The sequence below is a fragment of the Vibrio maritimus genome, assembly GCF_021441885.1.
Lineage (GTDB): Bacteria > Pseudomonadota > Gammaproteobacteria > Enterobacterales > Vibrionaceae > Vibrio > Vibrio maritimus_B.
The window spans coordinates 838,800-863,745 of the sequence record NZ_CP090439.1 but is presented as its reverse complement, the minus strand read 5'-3'; the positions used below and the strand labels follow the sequence as shown (position 1 = coordinate 863,745).

The 24,946-nt window shown below is 47.2% G+C and carries 19 protein-coding genes; 13 read left to right on the top strand and 6 right to left on the bottom strand.

All coding sequences use genetic code 11. The features are described from left to right. Positions 1 to 6: 6 nt before the first annotated feature. The gene (putA, locus tag LY387_RS20335; protein WP_234497666.1) at positions 7 to 3,144 is read right to left on the bottom strand and encodes a bifunctional proline dehydrogenase/L-glutamate gamma-semialdehyde dehydrogenase PutA; all 3,138 of its coding nucleotides are present in this window, start codon (positions 3,142 to 3,144) and stop codon (positions 7 to 9) included. Between the two features lie 451 nt (positions 3,145 to 3,595). Here putA and LY387_RS20330 point away from each other — a divergent pair, with 451 nt between their 5' ends. Beyond that, the gene (locus LY387_RS20330; protein ID WP_234497665.1) at positions 3,596 to 4,984 is read left to right on the top strand and encodes a hypothetical protein; all 1,389 of its coding nucleotides are present in this window, start codon (positions 3,596 to 3,598) and stop codon (positions 4,982 to 4,984) included. Positions 4,985 to 5,049: 65 nt separating this feature from the next. Here LY387_RS20330 and LY387_RS20325 read toward each other — a convergent pair whose 3' ends face one another. Beyond that, positions 5,050 to 6,474 carry a 6-phospho-beta-glucosidase gene (locus tag LY387_RS20325; protein ID WP_234497664.1) on the bottom strand — a complete coding sequence of 475 codons (1,425 nt, stop codon included), beginning with the start codon at positions 6,472 to 6,474 and terminating at the stop codon, positions 5,050 to 5,052. Between the two features lie 247 nt (positions 6,475 to 6,721). On the opposite strand from LY387_RS20325, the gene LY387_RS20320 reads away from it, so the two are divergent. Then, on the top strand, positions 6,722 to 7,234 hold the full coding sequence (locus tag LY387_RS20320) for a gluconokinase (RefSeq protein WP_234497800.1): 513 nt from the start codon (positions 6,722 to 6,724) through the stop codon (positions 7,232 to 7,234). Further along, positions 7,231 to 9,066 (top strand): phosphogluconate dehydratase, encoded by a 1,836-nt coding sequence (gene edd / locus LY387_RS20315; protein WP_234497663.1) that lies wholly within the window; start codon positions 7,231 to 7,233, stop codon positions 9,064 to 9,066. Before LY387_RS20320 ends, edd begins: the two co-directional genes overlap by 4 nt. Here edd and LY387_RS20310 read toward each other — a convergent pair. From LY387_RS20310 to LY387_RS20300, 3 genes are all read right to left on the bottom strand, one after another. Next, positions 9,063 to 10,070, bottom strand: coding sequence for a substrate-binding domain-containing protein (locus LY387_RS20310; protein ID WP_234497662.1), 1,008 nt, complete (start codon positions 10,068 to 10,070; stop codon positions 9,063 to 9,065). The genes edd and LY387_RS20310 overlap by 4 nt on opposite strands. Before the next feature lie 214 nt (positions 10,071 to 10,284). Continuing rightward, entirely contained in the window at positions 10,285 to 11,712 is a 1,428-nt protein-coding gene (locus tag LY387_RS20305) for a glycoside hydrolase family 1 protein (protein ID WP_234497661.1), read from the bottom strand. Positions 11,713 to 11,721: 9 nt separating this feature from the next. Then, positions 11,722 to 13,074 carry a PTS sugar transporter subunit IIC gene (locus LY387_RS20300; protein WP_128649525.1) on the bottom strand — a complete coding sequence of 451 codons (1,353 nt, stop codon included), beginning with the start codon at positions 13,072 to 13,074 and terminating at the stop codon, positions 11,722 to 11,724. A 241-nt stretch (positions 13,075 to 13,315) separates the two neighbouring features. Between LY387_RS20300 and LY387_RS20295 the strand changes: the two genes are divergently transcribed. The 10 genes from LY387_RS20295 (at position 13,316) to LY387_RS20250 (ending at position 24,218) form a co-directional block, all read left to right on the top strand. Further along, positions 13,316 to 13,627 carry a PTS sugar transporter subunit IIB gene (locus LY387_RS20295; RefSeq protein ID WP_234497660.1) on the top strand — a complete coding sequence of 104 codons (312 nt, stop codon included), beginning with the start codon at positions 13,316 to 13,318 and terminating at the stop codon, positions 13,625 to 13,627. Between the two features lie 16 nt (positions 13,628 to 13,643). After that, on the top strand, positions 13,644 to 13,988 hold the full coding sequence (locus LY387_RS20290) for a PTS lactose/cellobiose transporter subunit IIA (protein ID WP_234497659.1): 345 nt from the start codon (positions 13,644 to 13,646) through the stop codon (positions 13,986 to 13,988). A gap of 284 nt (positions 13,989 to 14,272) precedes the next feature. After that, the gene (locus tag LY387_RS20285) at positions 14,273 to 15,577 is read left to right on the top strand and encodes an MATE family efflux transporter (protein ID WP_234497799.1); all 1,305 of its coding nucleotides are present in this window, start codon (positions 14,273 to 14,275) and stop codon (positions 15,575 to 15,577) included. A 314-nt stretch (positions 15,578 to 15,891) separates the two neighbouring features. Beyond that, on the top strand, positions 15,892 to 17,646 hold the full coding sequence (locus tag LY387_RS20280; RefSeq protein WP_234497658.1) for a hypothetical protein: 1,755 nt from the start codon (positions 15,892 to 15,894) through the stop codon (positions 17,644 to 17,646). Between the two features lie 147 nt (positions 17,647 to 17,793). Next, a complete protein-coding gene (locus LY387_RS20275) occupies positions 17,794 to 18,750 on the top strand; it encodes a heparin lyase I family protein (RefSeq protein ID WP_234497656.1) in 957 nt (318 codons plus the stop codon). A gap of 325 nt (positions 18,751 to 19,075) precedes the next feature. Further along, the gene (locus tag LY387_RS20270) at positions 19,076 to 19,528 is read left to right on the top strand and encodes a hypothetical protein (protein WP_234497655.1); all 453 of its coding nucleotides are present in this window, start codon (positions 19,076 to 19,078) and stop codon (positions 19,526 to 19,528) included. A 196-nt stretch (positions 19,529 to 19,724) separates the two neighbouring features. Continuing rightward, the gene (gene secD / locus LY387_RS20265) at positions 19,725 to 21,512 is read left to right on the top strand and encodes a protein translocase subunit SecD (RefSeq protein ID WP_234497654.1); all 1,788 of its coding nucleotides are present in this window, start codon (positions 19,725 to 19,727) and stop codon (positions 21,510 to 21,512) included. A 2-nt stretch (positions 21,513 to 21,514) separates the two neighbouring features. Next, positions 21,515 to 22,417, top strand: a complete 903-nt coding sequence (gene secF / locus LY387_RS20260; RefSeq protein WP_234497653.1) for a protein translocase subunit SecF — start codon at positions 21,515 to 21,517, stop codon at positions 22,415 to 22,417. Next, positions 22,414 to 23,505 (top strand): calcium:proton antiporter, encoded by a 1,092-nt coding sequence (locus LY387_RS20255; protein ID WP_234497652.1) that lies wholly within the window; start codon positions 22,414 to 22,416, stop codon positions 23,503 to 23,505. Before secF ends, LY387_RS20255 begins: the two co-directional genes overlap by 4 nt. Positions 23,506 to 23,564: 59 nt before the next feature. Continuing rightward, the gene (locus tag LY387_RS20250; protein ID WP_234497651.1) at positions 23,565 to 24,218 is read left to right on the top strand and encodes a DedA family protein; all 654 of its coding nucleotides are present in this window, start codon (positions 23,565 to 23,567) and stop codon (positions 24,216 to 24,218) included. 65 nt (positions 24,219 to 24,283) lie between these two features. Here LY387_RS20250 and LY387_RS20245 read toward each other — a convergent pair whose 3' ends face one another. After that, positions 24,284 to 24,946 (bottom strand): HAD family hydrolase, encoded by a 663-nt coding sequence (locus LY387_RS20245; RefSeq protein WP_234497650.1) that lies wholly within the window; start codon positions 24,944 to 24,946, stop codon positions 24,284 to 24,286.

The following is a 24,946-nucleotide window of genomic DNA, read 5'->3' as shown; positions in this document are numbered from 1 at the left end:
TTCTCCTTACTTTGAAATGGAAGCGGTGTCGTTGACGACATCAGTAAAGCGATACAGATAGTGAGGACCACCTGCTTTTGGTCCCGTGCCCGATAGCCCTTGTCCACCAAACGGTTGAACACCGACTACCGCACCCACCTGATCTCGGTTGATGTAGCAGTTACCGACACGAACGTGTTTCTCAATCCATTCGTAAGTAGACTCATTGCGACTATGTACGCCAAGCGTAAGACCAAAGCCTGTCGCATTGATGCTGTCGACTACTTTCGGCAGTTCAGACGCTTTAAAACGAACGATGTGTAGGATTGGACCAAAGTGCTCTTCCGTTAGAACGGAGATATCAGAGATCTCAAACGCACATGGCGGAACAAAATCGCCCTCTGCACATTCATCATCGAGAGATAGTTGAGCGACTTTCTTACCTTGCTTAGTCATAGCTTCGATATGAGCAAGAAGCTTTTGCTTGGCGTTGGCATCAATCACTGGGCCAACATCGGTCGAGTGCAGGTATGGCAAACCAACTTTCAGCTCATCCATGGCACCTTGAATCAAATTGATCACGCGCTCTGCAATATCTTCTTGGATATACAGCACACGTAGAGCACTACACCGCTGACCCGCCGACGCAAACGCAGAGCGAACCACGTCACGCACCACTTGTTCTGGAAGCGCAGTAGAATCCACTATCATCGCGTTTTGACCGCCGGTTTCGGCGATAAATGGCACTGGTGCCACTTGGCGTGCGGCCAAGGTGCTATTGATGCGCTGCGCTGTTGGTGTCGAGCCAGTAAAGGCAACACCAGCAATCGCGTTGTGAGAAGTTAGAGCATGACCCACATCCGCGCCGCGGCCCGTAATGAGCTGGATTGCGCTTGCTGGGAAGCCCGCTTCAAGCATCAGCTCAACCGCACGCACGGCAATGAGCGAAGTTTGTTCAGCAGGTTTAGCGACTACGGTATTACCCGCAACCAAAGCCGCGGTCACTTGACCAAGGAAAATAGCCAGTGGGAAGTTCCATGGGCTGATACAAACAAACACACCGCGACCACCGCGAGCCATCGACTTAGATTGACCATCAAAGCCAAGTACCGATTGTGTCTTGAAGATGTGTGGCTGCTTAGCGTAGTAACGACAGAAGTCGACCGCTTCGCGTACTTCGTCGATGCTGTCATGAATCGTCTTGCCCGCCTCTTGATGACAAATTGCCACCAGTTCGTGCAAATTCTCTTCTAGCTTGTCTGCTAGGTTAAGTAAGCACTGACTACGCTGGGCATACGGAAGCGTTGACCAAGACTCGAATCCTTCCTCAGCCACCTTGATAGCTTCGGAAACATGATCAAGGTTCGCCATAGCGACCTGACCAACAACGATTCGACGATCATACGGTGCGGTAATCGTATCTACTGCACCTCCTTCCTTGATCATGCTTTCGTATTGGGACTGTCCATTAATGATTGGCGCACCTTGCCACTGCTTGCTGCGGAATACGTCCACTTTGTGTTCGTACTCTTTCACTTCGCTCTCAATGTCGACGTTAACGCCAATCGAGTTTTTACGGTCGCTAAAGATAGCCGGTGGAAGCTCAATATTGGCGTTATGCAATGTGTCGTTAGCATTAAGCGCATCGACAGGATGAACCGTTAAACTTTCAACCGGGCAACGTGCATCCACCAAACGGTGTACAAAGCTGCTGTTCGCACCATTCTCTAGCAGTCGACGTACCAGATATGGCAGCAGATCTTTGTGGCTACCCACCGGAGCGTAGATTCGAACCGGTTGCTTATGAGTATCCATCACATGGTCATACAAGGAGTCGCCCATACCATGTAGACGTTGGAATTCGTAATCGGTGTGCTGCGCCATAGTCGCAATCGCAGTCACGGTGTGCGCATTGTGGCTCGCAAACTGCGGGAAAATGTTTCCACGCACGTTGTCACTCAGTAGGAAGCGAGCACAGGCTAGGTATGCCACGTCAGTCGCTTCTTTACGGGTATAAACAGGGTAGTTATCGTAACCCGCTTGCTGAGACCACTTGATTTCGCTGTCCCAATACGCGCCTTTCACAAGACGAAGCGGGATCAAATCGCCCTGCTGTTTTGCAAGTGCATTGACCCAAACCAGCACAGGAAGCGCACGTTTAGAGTACGCCTGAATAACCAGACCAAACTTACCCCAGCCTTTAGCGACATCACTGCGGTACACCTTTTCAAATAGCTTTAGAGAAAGCTCAAGACGGTCGGCCTCTTCCGCATCAATGGTAATCGCAACATCGAGCTCGCGAGCGCGAGTCAATAGTTGAGTCAGCGTATCGCATAGCTCTGTTAGTACGCGCTCTTCGTTCGCGACTTCATAGCGAGGATGCAGTGCAGAAAGCTTAATGGAAACAGACGGCGCAGGACTGGTATCTAAACCATATTTGTCACTGCCAACCGCTTCAATTGCCATTAGGTAGTCTTTGAAGTACTTGTCGCCATCCGCTTTGGTTAGCGCCGCCTCACCCAACATATCAAACGAATAGGTAAAGCCGCGGTCGCGCATCTTCTTACCGTTCTTCTGCGCTTCGCCAATACTGCGGCCTAGTACAAACTGATGCCCCATGACCTTCATCGCCTGATACATGGCTTTACGAATCACAGGTTCAGAGAACTTGTTCACCAAGCGGTTAACCGCTTTCGCTGGGCTTTGAGATTGTGAATCTGACAAACCAACCACTTTACCCGTCAGCATCAAGCCCCAGGTAGATGCATTCACAAACACAGAATCAGAATTCTTAAGGTGTGACTTCCAATCAGCCACGCTGAGCTTGTCGCGAATAAGCGCATCTGCCGTTGCAGAATCAGGAATACGCATCAAGGCTTCCGCGAGACACATCAGCAAAATGCCTTCTTGAGTATCTAAGCTGTACTCAAGCAGTAAGGCGTCGATCATCTGGATCGCATTTTTGTCAGCACGAATGGCTTCAATGAGCTGGGTCGTTTTCTGTGGGATCTGCTGGGCTTCGTCACCTTGCGGTGTGGCCAGAGGTAAAAGCTGTTTCAACCATTGAGACTCATCCACCATATAGAGTGGAGAGATCAGTGACCAGAGCTGTTCAAGCGGCTGCTCGACAAACTCCGTTTTTAGCACATCTGTTGCTGTAAACATGTGTGTTCCTCAATCTCTACTCAGCCGAAAACATCGACTGGACTACTACAATGGCAGGCAGTGTATTTTGAGCGCTTGAGAATTACTTGTCAAAAACTCCGTTGTTTTTGCATTTTTCTACGCTTTGTAACAATTCAAGAACATGTTCACAATTACAATGTGACACATTGAATCATTATTAGAGCATAATTAACAAACTATTACTCTTTTAACCGATAGATATTGATGATTGTATATTTATAGCGAATTACTTGCTTTTTTTTAGAACAGCATATATTTACCAATATCAAACAAATCCCTTTTATATCAATATGATATAACCAAATAACAAGATTGTTATTTTTGATACTTAGGTCACAAAACATTGTAAAAACAAAGATATAACTTTTATTTTTTTGAAATAGAATCACGAAACAATAAATAAACATTGTTCAAAAGAAGAGAAAATAAAGTGAAAAAGTCAGTTTTAAGCAGTGCTATTTTATCCGCTATTGTATTATCAGGTTGTGGTGGTTCTAACAATGAAGACGTTGTTAATCAAGGTCGCACAATCACTGTAATCGATGGTTATCTGGAAAATGCACTAGTTTGTGTAGACAGAAATAATAACGGCGTTTGTGACGAAGGCGAACTAATAGGCTCAACTAACTCGAACGGTCAATTTACCATCCCAACTGCGGATCAAGACTACCCAGTTATTATTCGCTCTATCGCGGGTCAAACTAAAGATTTGGATCGCATCGGCTACTTAACACAAAGCTATGAAATGACAGCAAGTTCTAGCTCTAGCGTAGTCACACCATTCACGACTTTAGCGAATGCTAACGACATGTCTGTCGAAGATTTAGCAGCTGAACTTGAGTTTGATGAAAGTGTCATCTCCGGAGATTACGTCTCACTAAAACAAGATGCGGATCAGTCTAAAGACGCAATTATGGCGCACGCGCTTGCTCGAAGTTTAGTTCAGGAACTACCGACAGAATCAGCGAATATTAATGGCGATGAGTTAAAGAAAACTGCAGAAGATATTAATAGCGCTATCGAAGAGCACTACGGTCATTCTAACGACATCAATGAAATCGATGAAAATGATTTTGTTCGCTCTGATGATGGCGGTTTTGAAGTAGTAGAAGTTATCAACGACCTTCAGAATTACTTGATAAAAGGTAATGAAGATAAAGATGCGCCAATTTCAGAATGGAACATTGCTAACTTCAGCAATTATTGGGCAACAGAAGAAGGTGTATTTTCTGCTTGGTTGACTGAGGACGATCTGTGTGTGCTTGAAAATGGCGATATTGAATGCATGACTTACAGCGTAAACGGTGACGTGCTTTCAATAACCTCAGAAGATGGGGAAGCTGAGAACAATGTGTTCATCTACACATCTACGGATCTGGCTTTTGCCGTACCAGATGAAGGCGATTTGACGCTTTGGACAACTAACGACCTAGTTGAATCAATGAGCTTCACAGTATCGGACTTCGAAAACAAAACTTGGTTCATCGTCATGGATGACTCAAACAATGCGACATCAGAACCTGTTTACGGCGAACTTCGCTTTGGAGAATACAACACAGATGCCCAAACAGGTGTAGTCACTTTGATTGACGCCGAAGGAAACATTGAGACCAACTGGACGCTTCCGAATGGCAACCTACGCATTGGATTTGAAGAGCATCCTGAAGAAAATCCGCTAGTAGTTCGCTATGCCACCACTAACGGTACGATAATGATTGTTAACGATGTAGAGCAAAACGCTGACGTGTTCTCTTTGATGACACAAGACGAGGCCCTGGCTTTGAACATTGTATCCAAGTGGGAAGAAGCGAGTAAGTAACCCACTTTAATTCACTCGCTAGCACTTTTACTAAAAGTCTAGCGAGTGAATTATTCGCTTATAACCTAAGCTAAATCTTCCCCGTTACTCGCGATTACCTTTTTGTACCAATAGAACGACTTCTTGCGAGAGCGCTCTAACGTACCATTCCCCTTATCATCGCGATCCACATAAATAAAGCCATAACGCTTACTCATCTCTCCCGTCGACGCGGCCACTAGGTCGATACAGCCCCAAGGCGTATAGCCCATCAATGGCACACCATCTTCAATGGCATCGCCCATGGCTTCAATGTGTGCGCGCAGGTAGTCAATGCGATAATCGTCATTGATTTCACCGTTTGCTTCAACTGTATCTTTGGCACCCAAACCGTTCTCGACTAGGAACAAGGGTTTTTGATAGCGATCGTAGAGCGTATTCATCGCAATTCGCAGTCCCATCGGGTCGATGACCCAGCCCCAATCACTGGCTTCTAGGTGCGGGTTTCGAATGGACTTCACGACGTTGGCTTCACTGGTGTTGCCCTTGTTCATGTCTGCGGACGCACAACGTGAGGCGTAATAGCTGAATGAAATGAAATCCACGGTGTTTTTGAGTATCTCTAGATCTTCATCATGAATCTCTAGTTCAACACCTTTATCTCGGAACGTACGCTGGGCGTATGATGGGTAATAGCCTCGCGCTTGAACATCAATAAAGAACAGGTTTTCTCGGTCTTTGTCGAGCGCCATTTTGACGTCTTCAGGCTTACATGAGTATGGGTAGAAGTTACCACCCGCTAACATACACCCTACTTGGTTTTCTGGGTTAATCTCGTGGGCGATTTTCGTCACCAAAGCACTCGCGACGAGCTCATGGTGGGCAGCTTGGTATTTCACTTGCTCCTTGTTTTCTCTTTCTTTGAAAAGAAGACCCGCGCCTGAGAATGGGCTGTGGAGCAAGATATTGATTTCATTGAAGGTTAGCCAGTACTTCACTAGACCATCAAATGCTTCGAAACAGGTACGTGCATATCGTTCGAAGAAACCTATCATCTCACGGCTGCGCCATGAGCCATAGGTATCCACTAAGTGCATCGGTACGTCGAAATGGCAAAGTGTTACCAAAGGCTCAATACCGTATTTTTTGCACTCTCTAAAGAGGTCTTGGTAGTAGGCTATCCCCGCTTGGTTTGGTTCCAGTTCGTCACCTTTTGGAAACATGCGTGCCCAAGCAATCGAGGTGCGAAAGACCTTGAACCCCATTTCCGCTAATAGAGCGATGTCATCTTTGTAGCGATGATAGAAATCGATAGCATCGTGGCTTGGGTAATACTCCGCTTCGTCCAGTGAAACTTGTTCGCGAAGCCCAAGTTTTACTGGCATTCGATTATCACCGTAGGGGATCATATCTACGGTTGTTAGACCCTTATCACCTTCACGATAACCACCCTCAGCTTGGTTAGCTGCAATGGCTCCACCCCACAGGAAATTCTTTGGAAATACCGACATCTTTACCCCTTAAATCCGACTTCAAAGTACGATTTGCTAGCGTTTAGAACACTCTATGCCAGCCCATAGCTTGCTGTAATCCAGTTTTTTATGTTGATGTGCTCTCGTTCACAACAATAAAAGTTACCGGTATCATGTTACCAGTAACATCGATAATATGAACCATAATTTAGACGTTTATCGAATTGTGCGGAGTGGATCATATTTCGATCCCAGAGGAGGAAACTTGGGGAAGTGCATTGTTGTAATGGGCGTTTCTGGCTCAGGTAAAAGCACGGTCGGCAAAAAAATAGCCGACACACTAGGCGCGAAGTTTATCGATGGTGATGATCTTCACCCTCGCGCCAATATTGACAAGATGGCTTCTGGCAACGCCTTAACAGACAGTGACCGAGCGCCATGGCTCGAACGCATCAATGACGCGGCCTACAGTCTGGGTCAGAAAAATGAGCATGGCGTCATCGTGTGCTCTGCTCTCAAACGCCGCTATCGAGATACATTGCGGTTCGGCAACAACAATCTCATCTTCGTCTTCCTCGATGGCGAATTTGAGCTAATCAGACAGCGTGTAAACCAACGCGGTGGGCACTTTATGAAGTCTTCTCTACTGCAAAGTCAATTTGAGGCGTTAGAGAGACCAGACTGTGAATTAGACGTCGTCACAGTGCTGATAGACATGCCGCTTGATGCGGTCGTGCAGGCTGCTGTGAAAGAGATCCGTATGAAACTCACTGATGTCTCGCTTGAGGTGGTCTCATGACTCATCAAGCCATCATGGCGGTCACCAAACGAATTGAGAAACGCAGTGAGTCCTTAAGACAAAGCTACCTCGATGCGATGACGCATCAACAGGAAGCCGGTCGAGGGCGCAGTCAGTTGTCTTGTGGAAACCTAGCGCATGCGGTAGCAACAGCAGGTTGTGAAGACAAGCAGCGCTTACTTGATAACACTAGCGCCAATCTTGCGATTATCTCATCGTATAATGATATGCTGAGCGCTCACAAACCTTACGAGGTCTACCCCGAGCAGATCCAAACTGCGCTGGCTAAACTTGGTCATACCGCGCAAGTGGCGGGCTGTGTTCCAGCAATGTGTGATGGAGTGACACAGGGACAGCCTGGGATGGATATGTCTCTGTTTTCTCGAGACTTGATTGCCCAGAGCACCGCATTCTCGCTAAGTCACAACATGTTTGATGGTAACTTGCTGTTGGGAGTCTGCGATAAAATCGCCCCAGGACAGCTCATGGGCGCGCTGGCTTATGGTCATCTTCCCACAGCGTTTATTCCCGCAGGACCAATGACGACGGGTATCTCTAACGATGAAAAGGTGTCTATCCGCCAGCAGTATGCGGCAGGCCATCTCGGTCAAATGGCACTGCTCGATATGGAATGCCGTGCTTACCACAGCACAGGCACATGTACATTCTTTGGCACCGCTAATACCAACCAACTCGTTTTTGAAGCCATGGGGTTAATGCTACCTGGAAGCGCTTTTATCGCACCTCATGACCCGCTTCGTCGAGTGTTAACGGAATATGCAGCGTTAGTCATTGCAAGTAGCATTGCGACATCACCTCGCTATCGTCCGCTTTACGAGGTATTTACCGCAAAAAACTTGGTGAATGGATTGGTCGCTCTACTGGCGTCTGGTGGCAGCACTAACCACAGCATTCACATGATTGCTGTCGCTAGAGCGGCGGGATACATTCTCACATGGCAAGATCTCAGCGATCTGGCTGATGCCGTTCCACTGGTCGTTAACATCTATCCAAATGGATCGGCAGACATCAATGACTTTCAAGCGGCAGGTGGCGTGCCTGCCATGATGGCCCGCTTGGCTCAGCAAGACCTTTTACATCAAGACACATTAACCGCGTTTGGTCACTTCAAAGATCAGCTCAGCTATCCGGCACTTGAAGATGGAGACCTCGTATGGAGGCGCTCTAAAGGCTCTAGCGACTCTGCAGTCATTGCTAATGAAGGACAAACATTTCAAAACAGCGGCGGCCTAAAAGTTCTCAAAGGCAACCTGGGACAAGCGGTCATTAAGGTCTCTGCGGTCAAGAAAGAGCACCGTGTAATTGAAGCCCCGGCAAAGGTATTTAACGACCAGAATGAAGTAGAGCGCGCCTATCAAAGTGGCGAGCTTAACTGTGATTGCGTTGTGGTGGTACGCTTTAATGGACCAGCAGCAAATGGAATGCCTGAGCTTCACAAACTCATGCCGCTGCTTGGTAACCTTCAGAATGATGGATTTAAGGTGGCGTTAGTGACCGACGGTCGATTATCCGGCGCATCGGGAAAAATTCCCGCCGCAATTCATGTCTCTCCAGAAGCGCTTAGAGGTGGCGTCATTGCCAAGATTAAAGAGGGTGACATAGTGCGGCTAGATAGCGTCAAAGGATGCCTAGAGGTACTCACCGACCTTGACTCCAGAGACTGTGTGAAAATAGACAACGAACTTGGTCAAATGACCTGGGGCAGAGGGCTTTTTGCGCAATGCCGCCAAACGGTGTCGGCGGCAGATCAGGGGGCGAGCTTTTTGTACCCAAGCTTAGAAAAACAAACTTTGGAGCCTGAACTCACCTAGAGGCTTTCGCCTTCAGTTAGGGTAAAGCCCATATCAAACACTTTTTGCTCAATAGTTTCTCCAGTTAGCGCCGATAGCAACAGCTCGGCGCTTTTTTTGCCTATCTCAAAACGCGGCGTTTCGATACTGGCCAATGTGGGACTAATGACTTTACCCATATCCAGTGAGTTAAAGCCCACCACACTGATTTCTTCTGGCACTCGGCGCTGCTTGAGTCGGCACGCCATAATAGTACCGATCGCAATATCATCGTTAGTACAGAACACACCATCAAGCTCTGGTTGAATAAGCAGCGCTTTATCGAGCAAGGTGCCACCGAGCGGGAAGCTAGAGTGCTCTTTGGTAAGTATGTGAAGTGGTTCAAGACCCGCTTCAACGACGGCCTTATCGTAGCCCTGCATACGAAGCTGAGTACGTGTATCCATGCGAGCGCCAAAGTAAGCAATGTTACGTTTACCCTTAGCAATCATCTGTTTAACGACTGTGTAAGCAGCATCCATGTGATCAAGTCCTACTGCCATATCGATTGGATTTTGTGGTAAATCCATGGCTTCAACGACCGGAATACCTGCCGTCTTAATCATCTGCAAGGTACGCTCAGTATGGTTGGTATCGGTGAGTATTAGCCCATCAACTTGATAAGAGAGAAACGCCTCAATTTTCTTCTCTTCGATATCCTTGTCATAGCTGTAGTGCGCGATCAAAGTATCGTAGCCAAGTGGATTGGTGACCGACTCAATCCCCTGCGCAAAGCTCGAAAAAACCTGGTTGGAGAGTGAAGGAAGTAACACGCCGATGGCTTTACTAGACGACTTTGACAGCATCGCTGGCGTTCGGTTATGGATATAGCCGAGCTCTTCCACCACCTGAGCAATCTTGTCTCTTGTGGCTTGTGCGACGGACTCCGGATTTCGCATATAGCGGCTTACCGTCATCTTAGTGATTCCAATGCGATCGGCGATATCTTGTAACGTCGGGCGCGAACGTTTAGCTTCCATAGTCATTCAACGAATTCTCAAGTGTTATCAAATGTTACTGTAACATTTTTAATATTGTAGAGGGAACGGAAAACAGTGATTTACTGAGGATCAGTATCATAGGTGGAGAATAAAGAATTTTTATTCATATTCAAATAGATAGGTAACATTTTCTAAAAGATGTGTGTTCGGATTCTTAAAATAAAAGTGTGGCGAGCGATCTCGCTCGCCACACTGAGTGTTAACGATATTCGTCATCAACCTTGATGTCTAGGCAACGAGTTTCTGACAATGCCTTATACCATTGACCGGATTTCTTAACGCGACGATTGCGATTGTCGTCCAAGTCGATTTCCACCAAACCATAACGGTTCTTAAAGGCGTTCATTGGTGAAACGTTGTCGGTAAATGCCCACAACATATAGCCCTTACAGTTTGCACCATCCTCAATAGCTCGCAGCAGGTGGTAAAGGTGACGAGAGATAAAGTCGATGCGATAGTCATCCTGAATCTGACCATTCTTATCCTTAAACTGGACTTCGTTCTCAATACCCATGCCGTTTTCACTAAGAATCCACTCAATATTGCCGTAGTCATTCTTAATGCGCATCGCCATGTCGTAAACGATAGCGGGATCAATCTCCCAGCCGCGAGAGAAGTTCATTTCACGACCCGGTAGCTCAAAGCCACTGAAGTACTTCTTAGGGTGGAATGGCACATGTTTTGGCCACTCAGCCTCAGGTGCTTTCACTCGGTGTGGGTAGTAAAGGTTAGCACCAATGAAGTCCACCGTATTGTTCTTGATAATGGCAAGTTCTTCCGCTGACGGCGCAAAATCAATACCGTTGCCCTTCAACAAAGTCAGTAGCTGTTCTGGATACTCACCTTTGATAGCAGGGTCTAAGAACACTCGATTGTAGAACAAGTCATACACTTCTGCCGCGCGCTTATCGTGTGCTGCGCTTGAGCGAGGATAAGTAACCTCTGGGTTGAGAACCACTCCGATTTTGCCGTCATAACCGCCTTCACGGTAGGCTTTGACGATTTTCGCTGTCGCTAGATTCTTCGCGTGGTTCCACACCATCCACTTGTTGGTGTCCTGCTCATACGGGTAACGGATAGCATCAAGGAAAACTCGAGTTTGAACCACAATCGGCTCATTAAACGTAAACCAATGCTTCACCTTATGACCGTAACGTCTGAAGACCTCTCGCGCATAATGCACAAACATATCAACGACTTTAGGTGAGCTCCATCCGCCATAGTTGTCTAAAAGGTAAGCTGGAAGTTCATAGTGTTCTAGGCAGAACATTGGCTCAATGCCTTTCGCCAACATAGTATCGATCACTTGATCAACATAGGTGGCATACTCTTCATCAACGATTCCCTGCTCATAGTCGAGCATAAAACGAGACCAGTTGATTGAGCTGCGGTAGTGGGTCAAACCCACCACCTGCATTAAATCAATGTCTTCGACATAGCGGTTGTAGAAATCCGTCGCAACAGCAGGACCGTAACCATTGTGCCAAACCTTACGGTCGTTTTTGTACCAGACATCAATATAAGAGTCTTGACCTTCTTTCTTTCCACTCCAACCTTCGGTTTGCCATGCTGATGCAGCCGCACCGAGGATAAAGTCTTTTGGAAACTTCATAGAATATTGGGTCATTATCAATCCTTACGCTAATGCTTCTTTAGCTTCAACTTTCTCTTCTTCAGCTTCGAGGTTATCAAGCTGCTCTTTAAACTGGTTCTCACAAATTTTCACAAATGGTAGGTAGATGATGATTGCGGTAACAATACAAGCAAGCTGCGTTACCACGGCACCTAGTGAGCCACCTGTTGCGAGCCATGCACTTAATATCGGTGGACAGGTCCATGGAATCATTACCACCGCCTTGCCAGCGAAACCGATAGCTGTTGCGTAGTAACCAATAACACCAGTGACAAGCGGTGTGATGATGAATGGAATAGCAAGAACAGGGTTAAGCATGATCGGCATACCAAATACCACAGGCTCATTGATGTTGAACGCACCCGGACCTACAGATAGCTTAGCGATTTCACGCATATCCTTACGCTTCTTACACACTAGGAATACAGCAACTAGAAGACCGATTGTGACACCAGAGCCACCGATGCTCATGTAGATATCCCAGAAAGGCATGGTAATAATGTTCGGGATTTCTTCACCATTTTCATAAGCAGTCATGTTCGCAGCAATCGCACCAAGTAGCAGCGGCTCACGAAGTGGTTTAATCATCTGGTTACCGTGAATACCCACCACCCAGAAGACTTGAGCAAGGAACATCAGAAGAAGTACGCCAGGAAGACTTTGGATGGCACCTTCAAGTGGACGCTGAATCGCAGCGTAAGTCGCATCATAAAGCGTCATACCTGAGATTTCGTAGAATGCGAAACCGAAGGTCGCGATTGCAGTCACAGTAATGATCGAAGGTAATAGCGCCGAGAAAGAACTCGCAACATTTGGCGGTACAGAGTCTGGCATCTTGATCTGTAGAGAGTTCATAGTAAGCAGTTTGCTATATACCTCTACCGATAGAATCGCGATGAACATACCAAGGAATAGACCTTTCGTGTCCGTGTACTGACGCGCAATCACGTTCGTTACTTCGAACGCTTCTCCAGCAACCACAACTTCATACGTCGTTGGGATGACGGCCACGAAACAGATCACGGCAAGCAGACCCGAATAAGCATTATTCTGACCATTAAGCTTACCGAGCTCGAGACCAATCATAAAGATGGCACCGATAGTCAGGAAGTTCAGCGTCGCGTAGTTGATTTGTCCCATTATTGGGCGGTATTCAGCAAGAAACGCAAAGGTTTCAAATGCTGCAAGACCCGATTGTGTCCCCATAACCATGTTAGAAATCAGTACGCCAAACGCACCAACGATAATGACTGGCATCAACATAACAAAGGCTTGTTTGATGGCCATGACGTATTTCAGGCTAGTAAACCAGCCCGCCCAATAATTGAGCTTTTCTGTAAACGCATTATTCAGCACGATCTATCCCCTTAGGTTCGTGTTATCCATTTTTGTTACGGGTAACATTACGGGTAACAATTTCTAAAAACAAAGCAAAAACCGAATAAATGTTATCTTGAGCACGAAAAATTGGATAAATACGCACCAAATTTGAACTACGTAACATTTTTGCCTTATGACGTCTTGATGAAGGTTACGTTACCCGTAACACTAGAAACATAAATCGAGCACACGAGGTGCTCTTTACAGGAGAAGTGTTATGAAAATTCTATTGCTATGTTCTGCGGGTATGTCTACATCAATCTTGGTCAAAAAGATGGAAGAAGCTGCGAAAAATCAATCAATTGACGCTGAAATCCTTGCTGTGCCTATCGCTGAGTTTGAAGCAAAGCTAGACGATTGGGACGTCTTCTTATTAGGCCCACAAGTAAAGTTCCGTCAGCAAGAATTCTCAACGCTAGCGGCTCAGCAAGGTAAAAAAGTTCTAGCTATCAACCCAATGGACTACGGTGCGATGCGCGGCGACAAAGTTCTTGCAACGGCAATCGAAGCGCTGAGTGAAACAGCTTAATTAGGGGTATTAAAGTATGGATTTAGAAGTCACTATCATGGGACTCATCTGCAACGCAGGTGAAGCAAGAAGCCTATCAATGGAAGCGATTAAATGTGCTCGTGAAGGCAATATAGACGGTGCTGAGCAATTCTTGGTGCAGGCTGATGAAGCGATCCGCCAAGCGCATTTAGTTCAAACCGAACTCATCGGAGCCGATGAGGGCGAAGGTAAAATCCCAGTCACTTTAGTGATGGTCCATGCTCAAGATCATCTAATGACGACCATTCAGGCGATAGAAAATGCCCGTGAAACCGTCCACTTGTACCAAAGGTTAGGCAAACTCGAACAAGCGGTCGCTGACAGCGCCGAATTAGCTTAAATCTAACCATGCCCTGTCCGCCCGCTCCTCCCCCGACAGGGCAACTTTTTCGCAAAACAGCTCAAAGCGCACAGCGGATCCTCTGCGAACCTACTTGCTGATTAGCGTGACTTCCATCTTATATCTCACTACAGTTTTGTATTACAATATGATGCCGTATTTGCACTGCGCTCGCTTTGCATGATCCTTTAGCGCCCAACTCAACAAGGTTTTTTGTGTCTTCTCAATCTTACATCCGAAAGAACTTCTCGCTTGCCTGGCCATTAGCACTCAATGCACTGCTGATGCAGTCAATGCTAATGATCGATACGCTATTGGTCTCTCCTCTCGGTGAGATCCCCCTCGCAGCAATGGGCATTGCCACCACTGTTGTCGCTTTTGTGCTCGGTATCCAGATGGCTCTGGCTAACGGTACACAATTGGTCCTAAGCCGCGCAGTAGGCTCTGGAAGAAAAGACGCACTTTCGAACTCTTTTTTGTCTGGCATGACAATCAACTTCTCGGTGGCGCTCTTATTTTGGATTTTGTTAATCGTATTCGAGCAGCCTTTGCTGTCTCTGATAACAGACAAGCCAGAGCTAAATGGCGAAATCAGTGGCTACCTAGATATCTCGAAGTACTTAGTCCTATTTACCGCCGTTACTCAGGTCATTACCGCACTATTCAATAGTATGGGGCGCAGTAAGATCCCGTTTAAAGGTTACCTGCTAGAGCTCCCTATTAACACGGCGCTTTCTTATGTTCTGATTCACGGTGTTCAATTAGGCGGTACTATTGAGTTTACAGGAACTGGGGTTCAAGGCGCGGCAATGGGCAGCGTTATCGCTATCATCATTCGCATGGTGTTCTTATGGTGGTGCCTACGTTTAGAGCCTTTGGTCGAACTGAAAAAACCTAAATCGATAGCAGCGATGCTTACCAATATGAAAAAGCATTTCGCCGAGATTTTCCCTGTTGCCGCTAATGTGACCATTCTGTCTATTGGTGCAACAACATACCAATTGCTCTATGCTCAGCTAAACATCAACGCCTACGTGGCAATTACCCTAGTATTCCCTTGGATTCGCGCTGGTACGCAATTTATCACTGCATGGGCGCACTCTTCAGCGATTACCATCAGCCAAGCTATTGGCTCTCGTAAAATGGACGACCTGACGAAAAACGTCGACACCAGCATCGATGTGGCGGTCGGTATTTCCGTCGTTTGTGCGGTATTTTTTGCCGGGATGCATTTTGTGCTCGCGGATATTTACCCTGATCTTGACCCTGCCACCTATCAGGCCCTCGCAGTTATTGCCCCGCTTTACGTCTTTCTGCCGATTATTCGTGGCTACAACACAGTCCATGGGCATGTATTACGAGCACTAGGTAAAACTACTGCAGTATTTAAGATCAACTTTACGGGTCAGTGGGTAATATCTATCCCATTGTGTGCACTTATTATTCTTGGATTTGATGGCTCTATATTCTGGGCGTTTGCGGTGCAGCCATTTGAAGAGATTGTGAAAGCACTGCCGTTTCGCTCGCTAGCACGTAAGTCTTTGAAAGAGTTCGATATGAGCAAAGCAGACAAGCTTATGTATGATTAATAATTGCTAGTTTCGATGACAAAACTCTAGCCACTTTCAAGTCAGTCCAACATATCAATGTTGGGCTGACTTTATTTTATGCCCTGTAAACACCTCATAAAAATCACTCTTCTCGTAGTCTTTTTCCTAATTGATTCAAACAATACATCCGATAGAACTATCAATTATCGCAAGCTAGGTCACAAAAATCATACAATATATCGCCCCTTCCGTGACTGCAATCAAGCTACATATTCTTACAACTAGCAACACTTCGTTTAATCATACAATATTATTGCATACTAACATCAAGGAACGTGAAAGAGAGCGATATTATGCGAGTATCTAAAGTAGCAGCAGCGGTAGCCATCTCAACCGGACTTCTCATGGGTTGTAATGGTCCAGAAGTTATTGATGAAAATCCAGGCGGTGGTACCGGTGGTGGTACTACTCCTACGTCGGAGCTAGCCGGTAGTTATTGGCAGATTTCTGAACAAGGTTCAGCAGCAGCTCAATCAAGCGCTGACTTGCCGAATGTGTATGTTTTCGATGGAACAACTCAACGTTACTACGATGACGACGCAACACCTGGCACTTACACCATTTACACAACCAGTTTTACTGAAGATATCGATGCTAAAACAATCACTTTCACATACTACGGTGAATCTGGTGAAGTCGAGACTACGGGTGATTATTCGGTTAGCGGTGGTGCATTGACCATCGATACGGACAACTCAGGTATGCTCTCTGGTGCGGATCAATCAGAAAATAGCGCCGTAACCGACGCGGTAACTGAAGCTAACGATAACGCTGGCTTCAATAACTCTGTTCAAATCCTAGATACATTGACGACAGATGTAGGCGAGCTTCGCCTCAAGCTTTCAGACTCATCAACGGGCGCTACCGTTGACAGCATTGCATCTGGTCGTTTGACCGTTGACGTTATTTATCAAGAAGATGAAGACACAGTTCAAGATGCAGACGGCACTGGAGATAACGCATACATCTCTCTTTACACCAACGGTACTTCCAATAAGAACCTATACGGCGAAGTGATTCTTAGCGAAGGCAAAGTTCAATACCGCGGTGCTGGTGTTGGCGGTGTAAGCGGTGGTTCAATCACTGATGCAGGCGGCACTTTCACTAATGGTGAAAAACTTGCCATTGAGGTTACATGGGGCAACAGCGAATTTAAGTTTAAAGTAAACGACGAAGAGTTTACTGGCGAAATCACTGAAGATGCGGCTGTTACTGTGATCTCTTTGAAGATTGGTGACACTAGTAATACAACTAACTTTGAGTTTATCGGAGATAACCTAGCAGTTTATTCAAGTGACAGCGGCACCGAAACCCTAGTATTTGAAGATGACTTCGACAACTATGCGGTAGGACAAAACCTATCTGGTAACCCATACAACAGCAGCACATCCGAAGCGACGGTTATTGGTGATGGTGACACCACAGATCCAACGGAACCGACTGATGTTACTGACGACTTTGAATCTTATACAGTAGGCGACCTAATTAGCGATGCAAGCGGCGCTTGGACTACAGCCAACATCAAAGATGACGCTGATGGTACAACAACCGCAGAAGTTGCTGTTGATCCGGCAAATAGCGAAGAGAAGTCTCTGTATCTAGAAGACAAAAACTCAGCGACGAAACCATTTGCGATGCGTGCATTTACTGCTCCGGCAACTGCAGGTTCGGTATCTCTAGATGCATACTTCCCATCGACCAACACTAAGTCTACGTACATCAACATCGGCGACGGCAAAAACAACTCAGATCGTTACTTCGAGCTGAATCAGTCAGGCACTAAGTTGAAATATGAAGCGGGTAGCGATGATGTTGAGATTGCGAGTGGTATTGCGCTTGATACGTGGCACTCATTCACTATTTCGTGGACAGACGCAGGACTAGTGACAGTCACTATGAACGGTCAAACAATCGCAACCGACATTGATCAAGCGACGACAGGGCTCGATTCTAGCATCGTACCTTCACAGCTAACGCTTTACACAGGTGACAACAGCAGCACAGTCAACACAGCCTACTTTGATAACGTAGACTCTGAACTGTTCTAATTACACCACATCACCTCCAACCGGCTCGGCATTGCTGCCGAGCCTTTTTAAGATTTCTAACTCCACACCAACATTGTAAGTAATAAGCAAAGCTGCTTTTGGGGACACGTGTAGGGTGTCCCATTTTTTTGTTTTAGGACGTTACCTATGATGCATCAAGCTCGAAAGCTCGCACTTTCCACCCTTATCCCACTTATTCTGACCGCTTGCGGCGGCACTAACTCAGGCAATTCCAGCATTCCCAATACACCCGATATCGATGATTCTGGAAATTACTATGTATTGTGTAGCGCTTCGCTCGTATCGGATGGTCCAGCCAATATGGATACCTACGAATTGATCGAAAATGTCCTAGGAGACGGTTCTATCGAAGCGCCAGACCTCTACGGCGAACATAACCACAGCGGGGTAAAACACATCACAGAGGACAGTGATAACCAAGTTGGCGACTATTTTCGTTTTACCATTCATCGAGACCTAGATGGTGATCGAGACACGGGTAAGACCGATCGCCAACGCAACGAGATCAAGGTCTACGACAAGTCTGAAGACTCGCTCAAAGGCTTTATGGACACTACGTTTGAGTACCGTTGGAAGTTTCGAATCGATGAAGATTTCGCTGTCACCAGCCACTTTACCCACCTATTTCAGCTCAAGGCGGTCTCTGACTTTGGCGACCCTGTCAGCCAACCCTTAGTCACCATTACCGGCAACACCAAGAGTGGTGTCAGTGGATTGGAAGTACGTCATGTCGATAGCCAAGACGCTAAGACCATGCTGCTTCATACCTCACAGCTAGGCATTGATTGGGCGACTCAAATACAAGGACAATGGCTAGAGGTATTTGTACGCGCAAAGTTCAGCGAACAAGGCTCACTGGAAATGTCAGTAACACCACTTGGGTCTGAAACACCGTTGTTTACTGTCAATGAACAAAATATCGAGCTTTGGCGCTCTGGCAGCAATGGTAGTACCGACAACTTTGTACGACCGAAATGGGGTATCTATCGCTCTCTCAATGACAAAGCGGGACTGAATGCTGGGGAAGACGAAGTCTGGTTTGCAGACTTTGAAATAAAAGAAGTTCAAAAGATAGAGCAATAATCCCCAAAAATACCGTCATCCCCTTGAAAAAGGGGATCTCTCTCAGCGTGTTGAAAACGTAAATTAGTCATTACTTTTCAGTTAGCTACGCGCTGTGGGAGATCTTCACTTTCGTGAAGATGACGAGTGTTTTTTAAGGTGATAGATTGTGTCGTTTCGGTTATTTTTCGTGATGTCTATACCATTTACCCACTCCAAACGCCCTGAGCAATAAAGACACACTTATTAACAGTTTTGTGGGCAAACTTTACCCATTTTGTGAACGTCATCCGCTATACTGCACGCGAATTTATGGATACAACCACTTATTGCTAAAGGTTCATCATTGCTTAAACGTTGCTATCACCTGTTTGTTACACTGCTTATTACTGTATGCGCTCATACTGTAATCGCAGGCGAGCACGTGACGTTTGACTCTGCAACACTTGATAACCACACCATTACCGCACTAACGTTTTCTGAAGAAAACACCAACGTTATCGATTCCAATACCGACGATGAAGGCTCGGTACTCAATGACAATCTCGGTCCCTATTTTCTATCGACTTCAAGACGTATCATCGAAGATGGTCATGGTTCAGCCGTCAATACAGCGCCTGACTACTTTCTACTGATTGCCTTTTTGACTCCAAAGCTACTCGATATCGCGATGGAGCCATCTCCACTTATTAGCCCACAAAGCGATTGGACGAGCAGCGCTCGCTATGCCTCTTCGCGGCTGTCTGGTTGGAAAGAAGCCAACACCCTCTACGTTCAAAAGCACGCTCGTCACAGTTAACTCTCTCGGCTCAGTTTGTCCGAGCCATTGCCACGCGCAGCCCAATAGCCATTTAGGTCATTTTGCTAGCTGATCACGCTAACCCGTTGATCAAAGCTACCAGTCTGTTTTTCTGATATTTAGAAAAACATCGGTGCCTTATTTCGTCACGACCCTACGGCTGCGCTCGACACAACTTTATTGTGAGAGTTTTCTTGTGAAAAAACGCAACTCGCAACCTATCAATAGGTTTGCTAAGTGGAAATACATCGTTCTTATCACGACCTTAGTCGTGATGCTTTTCAGCGCACTGCCGTCCATCTATGGCGAAAATGCAGCGCTACACATCAATCATCGAGGGCAGCAGTCCGATGCAACCAGCATCGCTCAACACCTGACCCAATCCGGCATCACGCCGTCTTCCATTAAGCAAGACGGAGACACCACCGTTGTCATTTTAGACAGTGCCGAGCAACAGGCCGAAGCACAGGCGATACTCAAAAATCACCTAGATGAGTCCATCACGGTGGCACTCGCCATGGAAGCCGCTGCGCCCCAGTGGCTCTTGAACGCGGGCTTTAGCCCAATCGCTCTGGGCTTAGATCTGCGAGGTGGTGTCCAGTTCTTGCTTGAAGTAGATATGGCGCCTGTCTATCGAGCTCACCAACAGTCAGTGATTGATGAGTTCACCTCCGAGTTTCGCGCCAGCCGGGGCCGAATCACCAACGAGGGAGTACAGCTCACCTTATTTGGAGATAGCGATAATAGCCGAGCGCGCAGCTTTGTTCGTCAGCAGTTTCCAAACTGGGATCGCTCGATACAAGATAACGTCATTCGCTTGACCCAATCCGATGATGAGAAAAGCACGCTGCGAAACTTAACAGTGCAGCAGAACCTACAGATCATGCGTGAGCGTATCGCAGAGCTCGGCATCACCGAAGCCTCAGTACAACGACAAGGTGAGAACCGTATCCGTATTGAGCTACCTGGCGTGCAAGACCCGGCAGCGGCCAAAGACGTGATTGGTGCCACGGCTTCGTTGGCGTTTCATGCAGTCGCCGACACTCGCTCTAGCCGAGCGCTGACACTGAAAGACAATGACAATCACCCTATCACGCTTGAACGCCGTGCCATCTTAGGTGGCGAGCACATTATCGATGCACGCGCTGGCGTGGGTGATATGGGGGCAGCAGAGGTGAACATTTCGCTGGATGCTTCTGGCGGTAGAAAGATGTCTCAGTTCACTCGCAGCAACATTGGTAATCCGATGGCGACGGTCTACAGCGAATACAGTCGTAATGCCAAAGGTGAAAGCGAACAAGTAAGTAAAGTAATTAGTGTTGCGACCATACAATCACAGCTTGGCAGCCGCTTTCGTATTACTGGTGTTGGCAGCATGCATGATGCGCAAGAACTGGCACTTCTGCTACGTGCAGGATCACTCACTGCGCCTGTCACCATTATTGAAGAGCGCACGATAGGCCCATCTCTGGGCGCTGAGAACGTTAAAAATGGCTTTGCTGCTCTCACACTTGGGCTTGGATTAACACTCACATTTATCGCACTTTGGTATCGCCGACTGGGTTGGGTCGCTAACACGGCGCTTATTGCTAACATGGTGTGCTTATTTGGTCTGATTGCCTTGCTACCCGGCGCTGTGCTTACCCTGCCAGGTATTGCCGGAATGGTGCTGACCGTCGGTATGGCGGTAGATGCCAACGTGCTTATCTTTGAACGCATTAAAGACAAAATGCGCGAAGGGCGCACCTTTGCTCAGAGTATTGACCGAGGCTTCCAGAGTGCCTTCCACTCTATCTTCGATGCCAACCTTACCACCATGATTGTAGCGATCGCACTCTATGCCATTGGTAATGGCCCAATTCAGGGCTTTGCGATCACTCTCGGGCTCGGTCTTCTAACCAGCATGTTCACCGGCGTATTCTTGTCTCGCGCCATCATCAACCTCGTTTGGGGGCGTGATCAGCGCCGTGAAGTAAGGGTATAACCATGTCGATTACACATCGTTCACTCAGTCAAATTCGTCTCAGCATGTCGGCCTTATCGGCCGTGCTATTTCTCTCTGCCATTTTGGTGATGGCTACTAATGGCTTCAATTGGGGACTGGACTTCACCGGGGGCATCGTCGCTGAGGTTCGTCTGGATCCGTCCATCGCGGCGGCCGAGCTAAAACACTGGCTAGACAGCACCTTAATGCAAGATGTGCATGTGGTGAGTTCATCAGAGCCGGGGCGCTGGATACTGCGCTACAACCAGATTGGTGGAGAAACCGTAGCGTTAGCTCCAATGCTGGAACTAATCAGTGGCTCTGTTGAGGTTCTCAACAGCAGCATTGTAGGGCCACAAGTCGGGCAAGACATGGTAGAGCAAGGCAGCATTGCCATTTTGGCCTGTTTCGCACTGACGATGCTCTATCTCAGCTACCGATTCGAATGGCGTCTTGCCCTTGGTGCTCTGGTGGCACTGATTCACGATATCGTGATTGTGCTCGGGCTGTTCTCGTTACTCCAAATGGAGTTCAACCTGACGATATTGGCAGCGGTATTGGCGGTATTAGGCTACTCGCTCAATGACTCCATCATCATTGCTGATCGCGCACGCGAGCTATTTAGAGCAAAGCCGAATGAGTCTGCTGACACGCTAATCAACGATTCAGTGCGAGCAACCTTCTCTCGCACCATTGTGACATCAGGTACCACGCTAGTGACGGTCTCGAGTCTTTGGATTTTGGGCGGCGCAGCACTCGAAGGGTTCGCGATTGCACTGTGTGTCGGAATTGCGTGCGGCACTTGGTCCTCGATCTCAGTTGGCGTCACTTTACCCCAGTTAATTGGCGTTGATCCGAAACACTATGTCGCTAAATCCGCAACCTTGGGAGACGAGATGCCATGATGCGATTTTTGAAGCAAGAGTTTGTCCTACCGCTGGCGATCATCACTGTCTTTCTGTTCAAGCTTGGTGGTGATGGCTTGTTGCAAACACAGATGTTTTCGGCACTCGGTATTGCGCTGACCCTAGGTCTATTTGCGGTTGTCATGTCCGCCATCTTTGCCGTAGTGAGACACTCAGATGCACTGGCGATAAAGCTTGGTGACCCCTATGGCACATTGATTCTCACCCTCTCGGTGATACTACTCGAAGTCGTGATGATCTCATCGGTGATGCTCACCGGTGAGGCCAACCCGATATTGGCCCGAGACACTATGTTTGCTGTAGTGATGACAGTGCTTAATGGTTTAGTGGGTATCACGCTTCTGCTTGGCGGCATTAAGTATCACACTCAGAAATACAACCTAGACGGCATTAAATCTTACATGGTCGCGATTGTGCCGCTCGCACTATTGTGTTTGGTTCTGCCCAACTTTACCAGCGTGACCGAGACAGGCTCGATGTCCACCACCTTGATGGCGACACTGGTGCTCACCTCGATTGCGCTGTATGGCTTCTTCCTGTTCATTCAAACGCGCAGCCATACACATTTCTTTATGGACGAAGACCATCAAGACGAGCATGAGTTTCATGGACCGTTGGGCAGTAACCTTTACCATTCCATCATGCTGGTAGGCTACCTGACCGTCGTCATTCTGCTTGCGAAGAGTCTAGCAATCCCAATTGATGGCACAGTTACGTCCCTTGGCGCTCCAGCAGCAATTGGCGGCCTGATTGTGGCGATATTGATCCTAGCGCCGGAGGCTGTTGGCGCAGCCAAAGCTGCGCTGAACAATCAACTGCAACGGGCAATGAACCTGTTCTTCGGCTCGGTATTGGCGACGATTGCGCTTACGGTGCCAGCGGTATTGCTGATCTCCAATGTGATTGAGCAGCCCATTCGACTCGGACTAGAGCCTGCCGAAATGGTGCTGCTGGTCACCACCATTATTATGACCAGTGTCAGCTTTAGTAGTGGCAGAACCCACTCTCTCAATGGAGCGGCTCACTTAATCCTGTTTATTGCCTACATCATTTTGATGTTTGAGTAGCTTGGTCACCCAGCGCCCTGAGGTGCTGGGTTTCACGACAACACGTATTAGGACACCCTATGCAAGAGATTTTAGTTGCCGTTTGGCACCACGATTTTGAAACGCTGCAAAGCGTGAGCTCACTAAAGGGATTCATTTTGCTACTTGCGGTGATACTGCTGCTTGAATCCAGTTTCGTCTTTTTACCTCTGCCGGGCGACAGCTTGGTTTTATTTGTGGGCGGTTTGGTGGGTTTAGGAATTATCGATTTTTACCCTGCTGCGGCAGCGTTATGTGGCGCCGCTTCACTCGGTAGTATCAATGCCTATCTACAGGGTCGGGTATTGCACCAAACTCGATTTATGCCCTTTATCACCCGAGTGTTACCCGAAGACTCACTCCCCAAGGCAAAACGTCTTTTGGGAAAATATGGCTTCTTATCGCTATTTATCTCACGCTTCATCCCGTTCGTTCGCGTGCTAACTCCCATGCTAATGGGGCTATCGAAACTGAGTTTTTGGCGCACGCTGAGTATTAGTATCACCAGCTCTGTCATTTGGTGTTTGGTGCTGCTGCTCGCAGGCAAGTGGATAATGATTCATCCGAGGCTTTATGACTATCAAGAGATGATCTCTAAAGCGCTGGTTATCACCAGTTTACTACTGATGGTGAGCGCCATTATTGGTTTGTTGTATCGATACATTACGTCGCGTAAACGTAATGTGAGTATTTAAAAAAGCAGAGGGCTCAACCTATCTCAAAAGGTTGAGCCCACTATCATTAATCAGGTATGAATTGATTACAAAGACCAATCAAGCTGCTGCCAGTCCCTCTTGTCACCGAGCGCTTTAAGCAGAGGACACGGGTTCACTAGATAAGCGTAGTCAGCAAACTCACACAGCGGTCGATCATTGATAGAGTCGGTATAGAAATGGATTTCCGAGTACTGCGTCGTACTCTCTATCAGCCATTGCTCTAGCCTCGCCACTTTGCCTTCTCGATAAGTCGGAATGCCGTCGATTCGAGCGGTGTAACAGCCGCCCTCTTCCGCCAAATCAATCCCCATCGCCTCATCAATTCCAATACGTTTACCGATAGCCGACACCAAAAAACTCACAGATGCAGAGATAATTACCGTCTGAATATTGTCGCGCTTAAGTTGCTCAATCAAAGTGGCAGCTTGTGGGAACAACCGAGGCATAATTTTCTTATCAATACACTGCTCCACCAGCAAAGAGACGGTCTCTTTGGACACGCCAGATAAAGGTGACATGGAAAACTTTAAGTAGTCTTCCATATCCATATTACCTTGTGCATAGAGATCCATTAGGCGTTTGTCTTCTTCCAAAAAATCTGGAGCGGTCGCTATCCCTTTTTCCACCAAGAACCGGTTCCACAGCATGGCGCAATCTGCATCAAACAGCGTCTCGTCCATATCGAATACATAAAGGGGTTTAGACAT